Source organism: Streptomyces sp. NPDC104096 (assembly GCF_055584385.1).
In genome coordinates, this window is the sequence record NZ_JBVJMD010000014.1 from 1 (window position 1) to 17,216 (window position 17,216).

Annotated in this window: 14 protein-coding genes, 1 rRNA gene and 1 pseudogene; 12 read left to right on the top strand and 4 right to left on the bottom strand. The window is 73.5% G+C overall.

Annotation, left to right across the window (positions count from 1 at the left end):
* The 3 genes and pseudogenes from rrf to ACZ60B_RS17005 all read left to right on the top strand — a co-directional run.
* A 5S ribosomal RNA gene (gene rrf, locus ACZ60B_RS16995) occupies positions 1-105 on the top strand; the annotation flags it as partial.
* Between the two features lie 132 nt (positions 106-237).
* A pseudogene (locus tag ACZ60B_RS17000) lies at positions 238-1,365 on the top strand (hypothetical protein); the annotation flags it as partial.
* Positions 1,366-1,578: 213 nt separating this feature from the next.
* Complete coding sequence (locus ACZ60B_RS17005) at positions 1,579-2,448, top strand: tetratricopeptide repeat protein (protein ID WP_469387895.1); 870 nt, start codon at positions 1,579-1,581, stop codon at positions 2,446-2,448.
* 91 nt (positions 2,449-2,539) lie between these two features.
* Here ACZ60B_RS17005 and ACZ60B_RS17010 read toward each other — a convergent pair whose 3' ends face one another.
* Complete coding sequence (locus ACZ60B_RS17010; RefSeq protein ID WP_469387648.1) at positions 2,540-3,826, bottom strand: DUF1015 family protein; 1,287 nt, start codon at positions 3,824-3,826, stop codon at positions 2,540-2,542.
* Between the two features lie 71 nt (positions 3,827-3,897).
* Between ACZ60B_RS17010 and ACZ60B_RS17015 the strand changes: the two genes are divergently transcribed.
* The 4 genes from ACZ60B_RS17015 to ACZ60B_RS17030 are packed head-to-tail and all read left to right on the top strand — an operon-like array spanning position 3,898 to position 8,020.
* Positions 3,898-4,926 carry an HAD hydrolase-like protein gene (locus tag ACZ60B_RS17015; protein WP_469387650.1) on the top strand — a complete coding sequence of 343 codons (1,029 nt, stop codon included), beginning with the start codon at positions 3,898-3,900 and terminating at the stop codon, positions 4,924-4,926.
* A gap of 60 nt (positions 4,927-4,986) precedes the next feature.
* Positions 4,987-6,030 carry a FecCD family ABC transporter permease gene (locus ACZ60B_RS17020; protein WP_469387652.1) on the top strand — a complete coding sequence of 348 codons (1,044 nt, stop codon included), beginning with the start codon at positions 4,987-4,989 and terminating at the stop codon, positions 6,028-6,030.
* Between the two features lie 8 nt (positions 6,031-6,038).
* On the top strand, positions 6,039-7,121 hold the full coding sequence (locus ACZ60B_RS17025; RefSeq protein ID WP_469387654.1) for a FecCD family ABC transporter permease: 1,083 nt from the start codon (positions 6,039-6,041) through the stop codon (positions 7,119-7,121).
* Positions 7,118-8,020 carry an ABC transporter ATP-binding protein gene (locus tag ACZ60B_RS17030; protein WP_469387656.1) on the top strand — a complete coding sequence of 301 codons (903 nt, stop codon included), beginning with the start codon at positions 7,118-7,120 and terminating at the stop codon, positions 8,018-8,020. Before ACZ60B_RS17025 ends, ACZ60B_RS17030 begins: the two co-directional genes overlap by 4 nt.
* A gap of 144 nt (positions 8,021-8,164) precedes the next feature.
* On the opposite strand, the gene ACZ60B_RS17035 is transcribed toward ACZ60B_RS17030, so the two are convergent.
* The gene (locus ACZ60B_RS17035; protein ID WP_469387658.1) at positions 8,165-8,512 is read right to left on the bottom strand and encodes a sterol-binding protein; all 348 of its coding nucleotides are present in this window, start codon (positions 8,510-8,512) and stop codon (positions 8,165-8,167) included.
* 42 nt (positions 8,513-8,554) lie between these two features.
* On the opposite strand from ACZ60B_RS17035, the gene ACZ60B_RS17040 reads away from it, so the two are divergent.
* The 5 genes from ACZ60B_RS17040 to ACZ60B_RS17060 all read left to right on the top strand — a co-directional run bounded on the left by ACZ60B_RS17040 (position 8,555) and on the right by ACZ60B_RS17060 (position 14,019).
* Entirely contained in the window at positions 8,555-8,845 is a 291-nt protein-coding gene (locus ACZ60B_RS17040) for a hypothetical protein (protein ID WP_469387660.1), read from the top strand.
* A 62-nt stretch (positions 8,846-8,907) separates the two neighbouring features.
* Entirely contained in the window at positions 8,908-9,723 is an 816-nt protein-coding gene (locus ACZ60B_RS17045) for a TlyA family RNA methyltransferase (protein WP_469387662.1), read from the top strand.
* Entirely contained in the window at positions 9,720-10,625 is a 906-nt protein-coding gene (locus tag ACZ60B_RS17050; protein WP_469387664.1) for an NAD kinase, read from the top strand. The genes ACZ60B_RS17045 and ACZ60B_RS17050 overlap by 4 nt, the downstream gene beginning before the upstream one ends.
* 270 nt (positions 10,626-10,895) lie before the next feature.
* Complete coding sequence (gene recN / locus ACZ60B_RS17055) at positions 10,896-12,623, top strand: DNA repair protein RecN (RefSeq protein ID WP_469387666.1); 1,728 nt, start codon at positions 10,896-10,898, stop codon at positions 12,621-12,623.
* A gap of 259 nt (positions 12,624-12,882) precedes the next feature.
* Entirely contained in the window at positions 12,883-14,019 is a 1,137-nt protein-coding gene (locus tag ACZ60B_RS17060) for a glycosyltransferase family 4 protein (protein ID WP_469387668.1), read from the top strand.
* A gap of 11 nt (positions 14,020-14,030) precedes the next feature.
* Here the strand turns inward: ACZ60B_RS17060 and ACZ60B_RS17065 are convergent, their stop codons facing one another.
* Both ACZ60B_RS17065 and ACZ60B_RS17070 read right to left on the bottom strand, forming a co-directional pair.
* A complete protein-coding gene (locus tag ACZ60B_RS17065; RefSeq protein WP_469387670.1) occupies positions 14,031-15,698 on the bottom strand; it encodes a PucR family transcriptional regulator in 1,668 nt (555 codons plus the stop codon).
* A gap of 85 nt (positions 15,699-15,783) precedes the next feature.
* The gene (locus tag ACZ60B_RS17070; protein ID WP_469387672.1) at positions 15,784-17,166 is read right to left on the bottom strand and encodes an FAD-binding protein; all 1,383 of its coding nucleotides are present in this window, start codon (positions 17,164-17,166) and stop codon (positions 15,784-15,786) included.
* Positions 17,167-17,216 lie beyond the last annotated feature (50 nt).

Consider the following 17,216-nt stretch of genomic DNA (forward strand, 5'->3'; position numbering starts at 1 on the left):
AGCGTGAGGGAAACGCCCGGTTACATTCCGAACCCGGAAGCTAAGCCTCACAGCGCCGATGGTACTGCAGGGGGGACCCTGTGGGAGAGTAGGACGCCGCCGAACAATCTTTGGAGGACCCCTGGTCCCAGCGTTCAACGCTGGGACCAGGGGTCCTTTTTGTTTTTCCGGAGCGCGCCGGGTACCCGGTTGCGCGAGAATGAATGCGGTACCGGGTACCGAAGACAGGAGTCACCGATGTCCACCAACTCTCCCGACGATCGACCGGAGCGCGACCAGCGGCGACGGGACAGTGGTGATCGTGGCGACCGTGGTGCCCGTAGCGGTCACCACGGAGACCGCGGAGACCGTGGCGGCTTCCGTCGTGACGACCGCGGTGGCTACGACCGTCGCGACAGCGACCGTGGCGGTGACCGGGGAGGCGACCGGGGAGGCTTCCGCCGCGACGATCGTCGTGACGACCGTGGCGGTTTCCGCCGCGACGACAACCGTGGTGGCGGCGGCGGTGGTTACGGCCGGCGTGACGACCGTTCGGGTGGTCCGCGTCGCGACGACCGAGGCGACCGTCCCCCCTTCCGTCGTGACGACCGGGGTGAGCGTCCTCCCTTCCGTCGTGACGACCGCGGTGACTTCCGCCGTGACGACCGTCGTGACGATCGGCGGGACGACCGTCGTGACGATCGTGGGTCTCGTCCGGCGTACCAGCGTGACGACCGTTCGGGCGGTCCGCGCCGTGACGACCGCGGTGAGCGTCCCCCCTTCCGTCGTGACGACCGTGGTGAGCGTCCCCCCTTCCGTCGTGACGACCGCGGTGACTTCCGCCGTGACGACCGTCGTGACGATCGGCGGGATGACCGTCGTGACGATCGTGGGTCTCGTCCGGCGTACCAGCGTGACGACCGTTCGGGCGGTCCGCGTCGCGACGACCGTGGTGAGCGTCCCCCCTTCCGTCGTGACGACCGCGGTGACTTCCGCCGTGACGACCGCGGTGACTTCCGCCGTGACGACCGTCGTGACGATCGGCGGGATGACCGTCGTGACGATCGTGGGTCTCGTCCGGCGTACCAGCGTGACGACCGTTCGGGCGGTCCGCGTCGTGACGACCGCGGTGAGCGTCCCCCCTTCCGCCGCGACGACCGCCGCGACGACCGTGGTGGCGGCTACGGCCGTCGTGACGACCGTCCGGGCGGCGACCGCGGGGGCTTCCGCCGCGATGACCGTGGTGAGCGTCCTCCCTTCCGTCGTGACGACCGCGGTGACTTCCGCCGTGACGACCGGCGTGGCGAGGACCGTGGAGACCGTGGCGGCTACGGCCGTCGGGATGACAGCCGGGGCGACCGCGGTGGGTTCCAGGGGCGGGACGACCGCGGCAGCCGTGGTCCCCGCCGTGACGACCGACGCGATGACCGCTCCGGCCGTCCCGGCGGTTTCCGTGGCCGTGACGACCGCCGTGACGACCGGCGCGGTGACGACCGGCGCGGTGGCGGACGTTTCCGCGACGAGCGGGACCGGGACCGTGAGCCGATCAAGCGGCTGCCGATCGCGGAGGACGTCACCGGCGAGGAGATCGACCAGGACGTGCGGCAGGAGCTGCTGAGCCTGCCCAAGTCGCTCGCCGAGGACGTCGCCAAGAACCTGGTGATGGTCGCGCGGCTGATCGACGAGGAGCCCGAGCGCGCCTACGCCTACTCACGGATCGCCCTGCGACTCGCTTCCCGCGTCGCGGCCGTGCGCGAGGCGGCCGGCTTCGCCGCGTACGCGAACCAGAAGTACAGCGAGGCTCTCGCCGAGTTCCGGGCCGCGCGTCGGATGACCGGCACCGTCGAGCTGTGGCCCGTCATGGCCGACTGCGAGCGCGGACTCGGGCGGCCGGAGAAGGCCCTCGACATGGCCGGCGCCCCGGAGGTGCACAAGCTCGACAAGGCCGGTCAGGTCGAGATGCGGCTCGTCGCGGCCGGCGCCCGGCGTGACATGGGGCAGCTGGAGGCGGCCATCGTGACGCTTCAGAGCCCCGAGCTGGCCTCCAGCTCCGTACAGCCGTGGACCGCGCGACTGCGGTACGCGTACGCCGACGCGCTGCTGGCCGTCGAGCGGCGCGTCGAGGCGCGTGAGTGGTTCGCGAAGGCCGTCGAGGCCGACCGGGACGGCAGCACGGACGCCTCCGACCGGCTCGCCGAGCTGGACGGGGTGGAGTTCGTCGACGCCCTCGACGACAACGAGGACGAGTCCCAGGAGGAGTCCCCGGTCCGCACCGAGGCGGACGCCGACGTGAATGTCGATGACGACGACGATGACGACAGCGACATCGACGACAGCGACATCGACGTGAGCGACGACGACGTGAGCGACGACGACCTGGGCGACGACGGTGACCAGGACGACGACGAGGACGAGGTCGGCGGCAAGGTCCACGACGAGGCCGACGCGAAGGCTGTCGACAAGGACTGACCTGCGGCAGTGAGTGAGGGCGGGATCCCGGTGACGGGGTCCCGCCCTTTCGCGTGTCCGGTTCGTGTGTCCGAAGCCGGTGCCCGGACGGTCAGAACTCCAGCGTGCGCAGCACCAGGCCCGACGCGGGCTTCGGGCCGAAGGACGTCGACTTGCGGGGCATGGTGACGCCCTGCCGGGCGAGGTCGCGCACGACCTCCTCGCGGACCGGGTGCATCAGCACGGCCGTACCGCCGTTCCGCTCCGCCTTCTCGACGGTGGCGGCCGTGTCGTGGATGTAGGCGATATGGGCGGGGGAGTCCTCGGGGATGCGCCAGACGTGTTCGAGGAGCGTGGCGTGCAGGACCGTGCCGTCCAGGGTGCGCCAGAGCGCGGGGCGGTCCGTGGGGACCGTCCGGGCCAGGAGCCCCGGGTCCGGCTGGTCGACCAGGTGGAAGGAGCCGTCGCCGGCCAGCAGGAACGCGTTGCCCGTCTCGGCCGCTTCGGCGAGCGCCTTCAGGGCGTCCGGCAGCGGGACGTCGAGGCGCCGGACGCGGAAGAGGCCGTTCAGGGCCGCCAGGGCGTCGGCGATCGGCAGGGTGTGCAGGAGCCGGTGGATCGCGCGGACGCGCAGCGGGTAGCGGAGCGTGTCGACGAGGAGGACGAGACCGTAGTCCCAGGGTCCGGGCGAAGGATGCTCCGCGCGTAGACACAGATACGTCGCCCAGCGGTGGTGACCGTCGGCGATCAGGGCCTGGTGCTGGGAGAGATCCGTCTGGACACGGGCCAGATCGGCGGGGTCGGTGATCGACCAGAGACGGTGGCTGTAGCCGTCCTCGGTGGTCGTCGACAGGAGTGGCTCCCGCTCGGCGGTGCGCTCGATGACATCGGCGGTGTCGCCGTCGCCGCGGTAGGTCAGCAGGAGCGGTTCGAGGTTCGCGGAGGTGGCGCGCATGAGGGCGGCGCGGTCCGCGACGATGTGCGGCATCACGTCCTCGTGCGGCAGCACCACGCCCTCCGCCGGCTCGGTCAGCCGCAGGGCGCCGATCAGGCCGCGCTGGAGCAGGAGGCCCGCGTCGTCGCGCTGCTCGTAGACGTAGAGGCCCGGCTCGGAGTCCGCGGCCAGGATGCCCTCGTCCAGCCAGCGGTGCAGGGTGTCGGCCGCGCGTTCGTTGCGGGCCGAGGGGGTGGTGTCCTGCGGGAGGATCAGCCGGACGATGTTGTGCGGATCGGCCGACTGAAGGTGGTACACGCCGTCGGGCCGTACGACCACGTCGTACGGGGGCGACGTCACGGCTGCCAGGCTGCCGACCCGGTCGGGGTCGTAGCGCAGGCCTCGGAACGGGGTGAGTTCCAGGCCTCGGCGCGCCGTTGCTTCCGAGTGACCTGCAAGGTTCATCCAGGCATCCTACGTGTGTCAGTGGCATGAGAGATGATCTGGGAAAGGGATCGATCGAGGAGCGATGCGGAATGAGCCGGAGCGTCAGGACAAGGCCCGAGGGCAGTGGGCAGACCCTGAGCAAGGCGTACGACACGGCGCTGCTCGATCTGGACGGGGTGGTGTACGCGGGCGGCCAGGCGATCGCGTACGCGGTCGAGTCGCTGGCCGAGACCCGCGCGGGCGGCATGCACCTGGCATACGTCACGAACAACGCCCTGCGGACGCCGGACGCGGTGGCCGGACATCTGACCGAACTGGGGATTCCGACGGAGGCGGGCGACGTCATCACGTCGGCGCAGGCGGTGGCGCGGCTGATCAGCGAGCAGGTGCCGGCCGGCTCGCGGGTGCTGGTGATCGGCGGGGAGGGGCTGCGGGTCGCCCTGCGTGAGCGCGGTCTGGAGCCCGTGGAGTCGGCCGACGACGAGCCGGCGGCCGTGGTGCAGGGGTACGGCGGGCCGGATCTGACCTGGGGACGTTTCGCGGAGGCTTCCTATGCCGTCGCGCGCGGGGTGCCGTGGTTCGCGTCCAACACCGATCTGACGATTCCCAGCGGACGCGGTATCGCGCCGGGCAACGGCGCCGCGGTGCAGGTCGTGCGGATCGCGACGGGTGCCGAGCCGCAGGTGGCGGGCAAGCCGTTGCCGCCGATGCACCGGGAGACGATCCTGCGGACCGGTGCCGAGCGGCCGTTGGTGGTGGGGGACCGGCTGGACACCGACATCGAGGGCGCGTTCAACGGGGAGGTCGACTCCCTGCTCGTGCTGACCGGGGTGACCGACGGCGCGCAGCTGCTCGCCGCGCCGCCGCAGCACCGGCCGACCTACGTCGACGCCGATCTGCGAGGGCTGTTGACCGGGCAGCCGGAGGTCGAGGAGGAGGGCCGGGGATTCCGCTGCGGCGGCTGGACGGCGACCGCGGGAGCCGAGAGCCTGGAACTGACCGGTGAAGGTGAGGCGCTGGACGGACTGCGCGCGCTGTGCGCGGCGGCCTGGACGGCGGCCGGGGCGGGCTCGTGCGAGCTGGACGGGGGGAAGGCGCTGGCGCGGCTGGGGTTGTGAGCCCGACCGGTGAACCACCGGCCGTCGAGGGAAAATAGGAGGGTAGGCTAACCTAACTGCGTGTTGGTCGACAGTCCTCCTCAGCAGCGCGCGGAGACCGCCCCCGCGCCTCCAACCCGCCGGGCGATACGCAGCTTCGGGCTGCTTCTCTCCACCGCGGTCCTGGCGCTCGTCGCGATGGCGAGCATCGCGATCGGGGCGAAAGAACTGTCTCTGGAGCAGGTCTGGCACGGCCTGTTCGCAAGCACCGGCACCTACGGCGACGTCGTGGTCGACGAGCGGCTGTCGCGGACCCTCCTCGGGCTGCTCGCCGGCGCGGCGCTCGGTCTGTCGGGGGCCGTCCTCCAGGCGCTCACCCGCAATCCGCTCGCCGACCCCGGGCTGCTCGGCATCAACGCGGGCGCGTCCGCCGCGGTCGTCACGGCCATCACCTACTTCGGTGTCACCAGCCTGAGCGGCTATGTGTGGTTCGCCTTCCTCGGCGCGGCCGCCGTGGGCGCGCTGGTGTGGTTCCTCGGCGGCAGCCGGGGCGCCACCCCGGTGCGGCTCGCGCTGGCCGGCACCGCGATCAGTGCCGCGCTCTACGGCTATGTCCAAGCCGTGATGATCATGGACAAGGCGGCGCTGGGCCGGATGCGCTTCTGGACGGTCGGGTCGCTGTCGACGGCGACCGACTCGACCATCACCCAGGTGCTGCCGTTCTTCGCCGTCGGCACGCTGCTCGCGCTCGCGCTCGCCCGGCCGCTCAACGCGATGTCCATGGGCGACGACACCGCCAAGGCGCTGGGCGCCCATCTCAACCGCACCCGGGCGCTGTCCATGCTCGCGGCCACCGTGCTCTGCGGAGCGGCGACCGCCGCCTGCGGACCCATCGTGTTCGTCGGGCTGATGGTGCCGCACATCGTGCGCTCCTTCACCGGCCCCGACATGCGCTGGATCATGCCGTACGCCGCCGTCCTGTCGCCCGTGCTGCTGCTCGGCGCGGACGTCGTCGGCCGGGTGGTCGTGCGTCCCTCGGAACTCCAGGTCGGCATCGTCACCGCGCTCGTCGGCGGCCCGGTCTTCATCTTTCTCGTACGACGACGCAGGACGGCGCAGCTGTGAGGAGCGCAGTGAAGAACTCCCGGGCCACCAAGGCGAACCGGACCTCCGGGGCGAACCGGGCCACCCGCGCGCTGCGTACTCCGGGCGGGCTCTCCCTCCGGCTGGACGTGCGCGCGGTCGTCGTCGTCGTGCTGCTGCTGGCCGCCGCGCTCGCCGCGAGCGTGGTCCTGATCGGCACCGGCGACTTCCCGATCCCGCCCGGCGACGTGCTCAAGACACTCGCGGGGGACGGCACGCCGGGGCAGGAGTTCATCGTCGACGAACTGCGGCTGCCGCGGGTCCTGGTCGGTCTCCTGGTGGGCGCCTCGCTGGGACTCGGCGGCGCGCTGTTCCAGTCCATCTCCCGCAATCCGCTGGGCAGTCCGGACGTCCTGGGCCTCGGGCAGGGGGCGACGGCCGGCGCGCTCGTGGTGATCGTGCTGATGTCCGGGGACGCCACCGAGGTCACCCTCGGCGCGCTCGTCGGCGGTCTGCTGACCGGCCTCGCCATCTACCTGCTGTCCTGGCGGCAGGGTGTGCACGGCTACCGGCTGGTGCTGGTCGGCATCGGCGTGTCGGCCGTCGTCACGGCGGTCAACGGCTATCTGCTGACCAAGTCCGACATCGTGGACGCGGCCCGTGCCGTCGTCTGGATGACCGGCTCCCTCGACGGCCGCGACTGGGAACAGGTCTGGCCGCTGCTCGGCCTGTGCGCCGTGCTCGTGCCGCTCGTCCTCGCCAACGCCCGCGGGCTGCGGATGACGGAGATGGGCGACGACGTGGCCAACGCCCTCGGGGTGCGGGTGGAGCGGGTGCGGCTGCTGCTGATGGTGGCCGCCGTCCTGCTCACCGCGACCGCCACCGCCGCCGCGGGACCCGTCAGCTTCGTGGCGCTCACCGCGCCGCAGCTCGCCCGGCGGCTGACCCGTTCCCCCGGACCGAACCTCGTGCCGTCGCTGTGCATGGGCGCCACCCTCCTGGTCACCGCCGACTGGGCCTCGCAGCGGGCCTTCGGCGCCGAACAGCTGCCCGTGGGCGTGGTGACCGGCGTGCTCGGCGGTGTCTACCTGCTGTGGCTGCTGGTCACCGAGCGCAGGGCGGGCCGGATATGAGCGCCACCGCCACCGGCCAGCCGGAGAACACCACCGGCAAGCCGGACAGCGCCACCGGCGGACCGAACAACCCGAGGAGCACCGTGAACCGTCTGTCCGCAGAGAACGTCACCCTCGCCTACGACCAGCGGGTCATCGCCGAACAGCTGTCGGTGGAGATCCCCGACAACTCCTTCACGGTGATCGTCGGCCCGAACGCGTGCGGCAAGTCGACGCTCCTGCGCGCGCTGTCGCGGATGCTGAAGCCGAGCGAGGGCCGGGTGCTGCTCGACGGGCAGGTCATCCAGTCGATGCCCGCGAAGAAGGTCGCGCGCACGCTGGGCCTGCTGCCGCAGTCGTCGATCGCGCCGGACGGGATCACCGTCGCCGACCTGGTGGGCCGCGGCCGGTACCCGCACCAGGGGCTGCTGCGCCAGTGGTCGGCCGAGGACGAGCGGGTCGTGCAGGAGTCCATGGCGCAGACCGGCGTCGCCGAACTCGCCGAGCGCTATGTCGACGAACTCTCCGGCGGCCAGCGCCAGCGCGTGTGGATCGCGATGGCTCTCGCCCAGCAGACGCCGCTGCTGCTGCTCGACGAGCCGACGACCTACCTGGACATCCAGCACCAGATCGACGTGCTCGACCTCTGCGCCCAGCTCCACGAGGAGCAGGGCCGCACGCTGGTCGCCGTGCTGCACGACCTCAACCACGCGGCCCGGTACGCCACCCATCTCATCGCCCTGCGCGGCGGGCGGGTCATCGCCCAGGGCGCGCCCGGCGAGGTCGTCACGGCCGCGCTGGTCGAGGAGGTCTTCGGGCTGCGCTGCCAGGTCATCGACGACCCCGAGACGGGGACGCCGCTGGTGGTCCCGGCGGCGCGCAGGGCACGTAGCGAGGCGAAGGCCGCCGCCCCGCGGTAGGGGGCGCGGCTTGGGGAGGTCCCGGGGCGAGGGGCGCGGCCGGAAGAGGCCCGAGCGGCCGGGAGAGGCCGAGGGGCCAGGGGAGGCCGAGCGGCCCGGGGAGGCCGAGCGGCCCGGGGAGGACCGGGAGGGTGAGGGCCGCCGCTACAGGAGCTTTCTGAGCCGGAACAGGTCGAGCAGGCCCGCCTCCAGCTTCACCCGGCCCGAACCCCAGGCCTTGGCGAAGTTCAGCTCGCCCGCGACCAGCGCCACCAGGTCGTCGCCCGCCATGGCCAGCCGGATCTCGGCCTTCCGGCGCGGCGGGCCTGGATAGGTGTCGAGCACCTCGATCCGGCCGCCGGCGAGCCGCCCGGCGAAGGTGACGTCCAGGTCGGTGATGCGACAGCTCACCGAGCGGTCCAGGGCGACGGCCTCACGGACGTCGCCCTCGGCGCCTCCCATGGACTCGGAGAGCTTCTCGAGCGCGGTGCGGCACTCCTCGATGGTGGCCATGGTGATCGACGGTACCGCAGCGGTTCGGGGTAGCGTCGGGGCATGACCGACTCCGTGCCCGAGGCCGCGACCCCGACGGACGCGGCGACCGCGCAGGCCGCGCCGGTGTCCGCCCCCGCCGCCCCCGCTCCGCTTGAGCTCTCCCGGGTCCCCACCGGCAACCCCGAGGTGGACGCGCTGCTGGAGCGGCTCGGTGACGCCGATCACCTCGCCGCCGACGGACACGTCGAGGTGTACGAGGATGTGCACCGGGGGCTGCGTGACGCGCTCACCGCGCTCGACGCGCGCCCCGGACTGCCGGCGCCCACCCGTCCCCCGGCCGCCACCGCGTAATGAGATCCTTCTGGATCACACCTTTCGACCGCCGTACGGGATGACGAGGAGCTGAACCGAACGTGGCAGGAGTCGCACGCCGCCGTCTGGACGCGGAGCTGGTCCGCAGGAAGCTCGCGCGCTCGCGCGAGCACGCCAGCCAGCTGATCGCCGCGGGCCGGGTGACGGTCGGCAAGACCGTCGCGACCAAGCCCGCCACCCAGGTGGAGACCGCGGCGGCGATCGTCGTCGCGTCCGACGACGGCGACCCCGAGTACGTCTCGCGCGGCGGCCACAAGCTCGCCGGGGCGCTCGCCGCCTTCATGCCGCAGGGGTTGGCCGTCGAGGGACGGCGGGCGCTGGACGCGGGCGCGTCCACCGGCGGCTTCACCGACGTACTGCTGCGGGCGGGAGCCGTGCAGGTCGTCGCCGTGGACGTGGGTTACGGACAACTCGCGTGGTCTCTCCAGAGCGATGAACGCGTCACCGTCAAGGACCGTACGAACGTACGCGAGTTGACGCTTGAAGCGATCGATGGGGAACCTGTGGATCTTGTCGTGGGCGATCTGTCCTTCATCCCGCTCGGGCTGGTGCTGCCGGCCCTGGCGCGGTGCGTGAAGCCGGATGCCGACCTGGTGATGATGGTCAAGCCGCAGTTCGAGGTGGGTAAGGAACGGCTGGGGAGCGGGGGTGTCGTACGGAGTCCGCAGCTGCGGGCGGAGGCCGTGCGGGGCGTGGCCCAGAAGGCGTGGGAGCTGGGGCTCGGAGTGAAGGGTGTCACCGCCAGCCCGCTGCCCGGTCCCTCGGGCAACGTCGAGTACTTTCTGTGGCTGCGTGCCGGAGCTCCCGAACTGGACCCGGCCGACGTCGACCGTGCAGTGGCGGAGGGGCCGCGTTGACAGAGAACCGAGCTCGTACTGTTTTCCTGCTGGCCCACACCGGGCGGCCCGCGGCCATCCGCAGTGCCGAACTCGTGGTGAAGGGGCTGCTGCGGGCCGGCGTGGGCGTCAGGGTGCTGGAGTACGAGGCCGCCGACCTGCCGCTCCCGGACGAGGTGGAGCTGGTCGCGGAGGCCACCCCGCAGTGCCTGGAGGGCTGCGAGCTGCTGATCGTCCTCGGCGGTGACGGCACCCTGCTGCGCGGCGCGGAGTTCGCGCGGGCGTCCGGGGTGCCGATGCTCGGCGTGAACCTGGGCAGCGTCGGGTTCCTCGCGGAGGCCGAGCGCGACGACCTCGACAAGGTCGTCGACCGGGTGGTGAGCAAGGCGTACGAGGTCGAGGAGCGGATGACCGTCGACGTCGTCGTGCACCGCAACGGCGACATCGTGCACACCGACTGGGCGCTGAACGAGGCGGCCGTGCAGAAGGCCGGAGCCGAGAAGCTGCTCGAGGTCGTGCTGGAGATCGACGGGCGGCCGGTGACCGGGTTCGGCTGCGACGGGATCGTGCTGTCGACCCCGACCGGGTCGACGGCGTACGCCTTCTCGGCGGGCGGGCCGGTGGTGTGGCCCGAGGTCGAGGCGCTGCTGATGGTGCCGATCAGCGCGCACGCGCTGTTCGCGAAGCCGCTGGTCACCTCGCCCAACTCGGTGCTGGCCGTCGAGGTGCTGCCGCACGTCCCGCCCGGCGTCCTGTGGTGCGACGGCCGGCGGACGGTCGAGCTGCCGCCCGGGGCACGGGTGGAGGTGCGGCGCGGGGCCGTGCCCGTGCGCCTGGCCCGGCTGCACCACGCGTCGTTCACCGACCGGCTGGTGGCGAAGTTCGCGCTGCCCGTGTCGGGGTGGCGAGGGGCCCGGCAGTAGTACGGGTCCGGTGCCCCGGCCGTGGTCGGGGCACCGGACCGGCCCCGCGGGTCGGGCCGGGCACCGCACCCGCGTCCCGCCCGGGACCGGGGCGGACGACCGGGCGTACGACGAGGTGGACGGCGGGCGGACCGGATCGCCACGCGGGAGCGTGGCGGCCGGGAGCACAACGAGGATTGCCCCGGGCAGGTAACGCTCGGCACTCGTTGCGGGGGGCGGCGTCGCACACGGCCCGGAAAACCTCGTATGGTCGGGTGCGTGTTGGAGGAAATGCGGATACGGTCTCTCGGGGTCATCGACGACGCTGTCGTCGAGCTGTCGCCCGGGTTCACCGCGGTCACCGGTGAGACGGGTGCGGGCAAGACCATGGTGGTCACCAGCCTGGGGCTGCTCCTCGGCGGGCGCGCGGACCCGGCGCTCGTGCGGATCGGGGCGAAGAACGCGGTCGTGGAGGGGCGGATCTCCGTGCCCGCGCACACGGCCGCGATCGTGCGCGCGGAGGAGGCGGGGGCCGAGCTCGACGACGGGGCTCTGCTGATCAGCCGTACCGTTTCCGCGGAGGGACGCTCGCGGGCCCATCTGGGCGGGCGGAGCGTGCCCGTCGGGATGCTCGCCGAACTCGCCGACGAACTGGTCGCCGTCCACGGACAGACCGACCAGCAGGGCCTGTTGAAGCTCTCGCGGCAGCGGGCGGCGCTCGACCGGTACGCGGGCGACGCCGTCACGGGCCCGCTCGCCAAGTACACGGAGGCCTACCGGCGGCTGCGGGCCGTCGCCGTCGAGCTCGACGAGATCGTCACCCGGGCGCGTGAGCGGGCCCAGGAGGCCGACATGCTGCGCTACGGCCTCGACGAGGTCGCGGGCGTCGAGCCGCGGGCCGGTGAGGACGTGGAGCTCGCCGAGGAGGCGGAGCGGCTCGGGCACGCGGAGGCGCTGTCGTCGGCCGCCACGGCCGCACACGCCGCTCTCGCGGGCAACCCGGAGGATCCCGAGGGCATCGACGCCGCGACGCTCGTGGCGGGCGCCCAGCGGGCCCTGGAGGCCGTACGGTCGCACGACCCCGCGCTGGCCGCGCTGACCGACCGGATCGGGGAGATCGGGATCCTGCTGGGTGACGTGGCCGGGGAGCTGGCGGGCTACGCCGACGACCTGGACGCCGACCCGCTGCGGCTGGCGGCCGTCGAGGAGCGCCGGGCCGCGCTCACCGCGCTGACCCGCAAGTACGGCCGGGACGGCCAGGACATCGCCTCCGTGCTGGCCTGGGCCGAGCAGGGCGCCGGCCGGCTGACCGAGCTGGACGGCGACGACGAGCGGATCGGCGAGCTGACCGCCGAGCGGGACGCGCTGCGCACCGAACTGGGCGGGCTCGCCCAGGCGCTGACGGACGCCCGGACGGAGGCGGCCGAGCGGTTCGCGGCCGCCGTGACCGCCGAGCTGGCCTCGCTGGCCATGCCCCACGCGCGCGTGTCGTTCGACCTGCGGCAGACGGAGGACGCCGAGGGCGTCGAGGTCGGCGGACGCACGGTCGCGTACGGGCCCTCCGGCGCCGACGAGGTGGAGCTGCTGCTGGCCCCGCACCCGGGTGCCCCGCCGCGGCCCATCGCCAAGGGCGCGTCCGGCGGTGAGCTCTCGCGCGTGATGCTGGCGGTCGAGGTCGTGTTCGCCGGGACGGATCCGGTGCCGACGTACCTCTTCGACGAGGTCGACGCCGGTGTCGGCGGCAAGGCGGCGGTGGAGATCGGACGTCGGCTGGCCCGGCTCGCGAAGAGCGCGCAGGTCGTCGTCGTCACCCATCTGCCGCAGGTGGCGGCCTTCGCGGACCGGCAGCTGCTGGTGGAGAAGACCAACGACGGATCGGTGACCCGCTCCGGCGTGAAGGTGCTCGAAGGGGAGGACCGGATCAGGGAGTTGTCCCGGATGCTGGCCGGCCAGGAGGACTCGCAGACGGCACGGGCCCATGCGGAGGAACTGCTCGCGGCGGCCCGCGCGGACGCCTGAGCGGTCCGGGCCGGGCGGACCCGCCCGACCGGACCGCGCACGGCGCGGGGCTGGATCCGACCACGGCGCATTCACTCGGGTGAGTGATGCGTGCGGTCGGGCGGGGAGCAGTCGGACCCGTCGGGGTTCCCGGAACACCCGTGCGTACTGGCATCCTTGGCGTAGGACATGAGGGGGAATCGCGCGGTGCACCACCCGCGCCCGATCCTTCTGTATTTTCGTCGTGACCGTCCGACGCCGAACCAGGAGCCCCGGCCGCGTGAGCCCCGTCAGCCGCCCCTCATCGCACGGCCGGTCGCCGCTGCGCACCGTGCAGGTGCTGGGCGGAGGCAACGCCGGCAGCAGCACACACGTGCGCTCCCTGGCCTCCGGGCTCGCCGCGCGGGGCGTGCGGGTCACGGTGTGCGCCCCCGTCGAGGCCGATCACCTCTACGACTTCACGGGAGCCGGCGCCGAACACGTGCACGTGCCGCGCAGCAGCGACCCGGGGGCGGTCGCCGCGCTCCGGGCGGCCTGCACGGACGCCGACCTGGTGCACGCGCACGGGCTGCACGCCTCCTTCCGGGCCGTGCTCGCCCTGAGCGGACGGCACACCCCGCTCGTCGTCACCTGGCACGACCGCGCGTACGCCGAGGGCGCCCGCGCCCATCTCGTACGACTGCTGGAGCGCCGGGTGGTGCGGGCCGCCACCGTGGTGCTCGGCACCACCTCGACCCTCGTGGACCGGGCCCGTCGCACGGGCGCCCGGGACGCGCGGCTCGCCGCCGTCTCCCTGCCCGGGGCCGGCGGTCCGGGCGAGCCGGACGACCCCGACCGGCACCGCTCCAAGGTGCGGGCCGAACTCGGCGCGACCGGCCGCCCGTTGCTGATGGCCGTCGGCTCCCTGGAGCCGCACCGGGGGTACGGGGTGCTGCTGGACGCCGCGCGGGCCTGGCGGGGGCTCGACCCCGAACCGCTGGTCGTCGTCGCCGGGGAGGGCCCGCTGCGGGCGGAGCTCCAGCGCCGTATCGAGGACGAGGCGCTGCCGGTACGGCTCATCGGCCGGCGCGACGACGTGGGCGAACTGATCGCCGCGGCCGACCTTGCGCTGCTGACCGGCCGGTGGGAGGCGCGGTCCGTGTTCGCGCAGGAGGCGCTGCGGGCCCGCGTCCCGCTCGTTGCGACCGATGTCGGCGGGACCCCCGAACTCGTCGGCGACGCGGCCGAACTGGTCCCGTACGGTGACGCCGAGGCCCTCTGCGACGCCGTCCTGCGTCTGCTGGGCGACCCGGGGCACCGGGCACTGCTGGCCGACAAGGGCGTCCGGCAGGCGGCCACTTGGCCGACCGAGGACGAGACGGTCAACCAGGTGCTCAGTGTCTACGACGAGTTGACACAGCCGACGCCGCTGCCCTGAGCGGCCGCCGCTCAGGGCACATGCCGGCGCGCCCGCAGGGCCAGGCTCAACACCAGGACCGTCTGCGGGTCGTCGAGGTCCGTGCCCAGCAACTCGCCGATGCGGGCGAGGCGGTTGTACAGCGTCTGGCGGTTGAGATGGAGTTCGCGGGCCGTCTCCGCCTTGCGGCCCGTATGGGCGAGATACGTCTCCAGCGTCGGCAGCAGCGGCGGCTTGGCGCGGTTGTCGTGCTCGCGCAGCGGGCCGATCGCGCGGTCCACGAAGGCCGCCAGGTCGGGATGGTCCCGCAGGCGCCACAGCAGCAGGTCGATGTCGAGGCGGCGGGCGTCGTACCAGGGGCGGCCGGGCAGCCCCTGGGCGGCGGTCGCCGTCTCCGCCGCGTGCCGCAGGCCCGCCGAAGCCGCCGCCCAGCCGCCCGCCATCCCGACGACCACGACCGGCTGCGGCGCCCCCGGCCGCTGCATCCCCGCCCGTTCCACCCCGGCCCGCAGCGCCGCCGCGACCCGGTCGGCGACCGCCGCCCGCTCCGACTCCGAGCGCAGGCCCAGCAGCAGCGGGACCCGGCCCTCGACGGGTCGTACGCCCAGCAGGACCGGCACTCCCACGGACGCCAGCTCCTCGGCGACCGCGCGCGCCAGCACCGCCCAGCCGCCGCCCGGGGAGAGCGCGTCGCCCAGCCGCATCACCACCGGCAGCAGGGGGCTGTCGCCCGGCTTGAAGCCGAGGACGCGGGCCTGCGCGGGGGCGTCCGCCGCGGCGATGCGGCCCTCGGCGAGGTCGGTCAGGAAGTCGCCGCGGCCGCGCGCGGCCAGCTCCTCCTCCTGGCGGGCCTGCATCAGGACCACGGCGAGGATGCCCGCGGCCCGTTCGGCGGCGATCCGGTGCACGGGGGCGAGCGGGCCGAGCACGGGCAGCAGCACCAGCCGGGCCCGCACCGAGCCGGACCCCGGCCCCCCGCCGGGCACGTCGACGAGCACCGAGCCCGACGGCGGCGGTGTGTCCTTGTGCTGGCCGCGCAGCCCCTCCCACACCTGGAGCGGATCCGCGCCCTCGGGGCCCGCCCCGGCGGCGTACAGGAGCCGTCCGTCGGTCGTCTCCAGGAAGACCGGGTTGCCGCTGAAGTCGGCCAGGATGCCGAGGACCTGGGGGATCCCGCCGCCGCCCAGCAGGGCCTCGGTACATCGGCGGTGCACCTCCTCGGCCCGCTGGAGCAGGGCGTAGTGACCGTTGACGATCTCCGTGTGGATCTCCTCGGTGACCGCCACGAACGGCACCTCGCGGTGCAGCTGGACCAGGGGGAGACCGGCCGTCTGCGCGGTCTCGACCAGGGCGGCGGGCAGCCGGGCGAAGCGCGGGCCGAGCTCGACGACCAGGGCCGCGATGCCGCGTTCGGCGAGGGTGCGCACGAACGCGCGCTGGTCGGCGGGCCGGGTGCCGATTCCGTACCCCGTGGTCAGCAGCAGCTCGCCGCCCTTGAGCAGCGAGGCGATGTTCGGCACCTCGCCCGCGTGCACCCAGCGCACGGTCCGCGACAGCCGGTCGGCGCCCGCGAGGACCTCCGGGAGCCCGCTGCGCAGCCCCGGCAGCTCCAGCGCCCGCTGCACGGTGATCCCGGCGCCCTGGCTGTCGAATCGTCGGTCCCGGGGGCCGTCCGGGTGATGCTCGGTGCTGCTGTCCATGCACGGACGCTACCTGCGCGGACGTCCGGACGACATCCCCGCCCCGGCCCGGCGCGGGCCGGGGCCGCGCCGGGCCCCGCGGAACTCAGAGCGGCCGGATGTTGTGGTTGAACCGGAAGACGTTGTCCGGGTCGTACCGCCGCTTCAGTTCGCCGAGCCGCCGGGCGTTCTCCGCGCCGAGTCCGGCCTCCACCCGCTCCGCGCCCTCGTCGCCGATGAAGTTGAGGTAGACCGCGCCGGTGCTCCACGGCCGGACGGCGTCCCGCACACCGCGTACCCACGCCACGGCCCGCTCGTCGTCGGCGGGGTCCTCCCAGACCCCGAACGGGTGCACCGCCCACGGCGCGTCCCGGTAGGGCACCGGGTACTGCGCGGGCCCCTCGGCGATCGCGCCGCCCTGCGGGAACAGCACGTGCTGGGTGCCGGTCGGTACGGGCACGGTGTCCGCGAGGGCGCAGAAGACGTCCACCAGCTCGTCGGGCAGGCTCGCCGGATACTCCGCCGACCAGTAGTTCCGCATCCCCGGCGGATCGTCGAACATGGTCTGGAAGTCGGCGTACGGCAGCTCGGCCACCACCTCCCCCTCGTGCGGCAGCGCCAGCAGCGGCTGGGCGAGCTTGCGCATGGGCTCCTCGGCGCCCGCGTACGTCAGCAGCGCGGCGCACACGAGCCGTCCGACCAGGGGCGGCGGCACGAACTCCTCGGGCGGGCCGGTCAGGTACAGGACGCCGCCGCCCGCCTCGTGCGGAGCGGACTTGATGACGTCGCGGTAGGTGCGTACGACCTCCGGGCCGAACTCGGGGAGGTACAGCAGCACCGCGGCCGAGAACCGGGGCAGTTCATGGACCTTCAGGGTGAGCGCGGTGGCGACGCCGAAGTTGCCGCCGCCGCCGTGCAGGGCCCAGAACAGCTCGGGGTTCTCGTCGTCGTCGGCGTGGACGCGGGAGCCGTCGGCGGTGACCAGCTCGACGCCCAGCAGATTGTCGACGGCCAGGCCGCACCAGCGGTCCAGCCAGCCGGTGCCGCCGCCCAGCACGAAGCCGCCGACCCCGGTGGTCGAAGCCCGGCCGCCGGTGGTGGCCAGCGCGTAGGGCTGGGTGGCGCGGTCCAGATGGCTCATGGTGGCGCCGCCGCCGATCCGTACGGCCTCGGCCGCCGGATCGACGGTCACCTCGTGCAGCCGGCGCAGATCGACGACGAGCGCGTTGTCGCCGAGCGCCATGCCCGCCACGCTGTGTCCGCCGCCGCGCACCGCGACATGCAGGTCCAGGTCCCTCCCGAAGCGCACCGCCCGGACGACATCGGCCTCGTCGGCGCACTGCGCGATGACGGCCGGGCGCCGGTCGATCATGGCGTTGAAGAGGCTCCGGGCCGCGTCGTAACCCTCGTCCCCCGGGGCGAACACCTCGCCCGAGAGGTCCGCGCGCAGCGAGGCGAGGGCCGCGGCCGCCTTCGATGGGGGAGCCATGGCCGCCCCCTTCCCGATAGGGGTGTCTGTCCCCATCCAGCGTAGGAGGG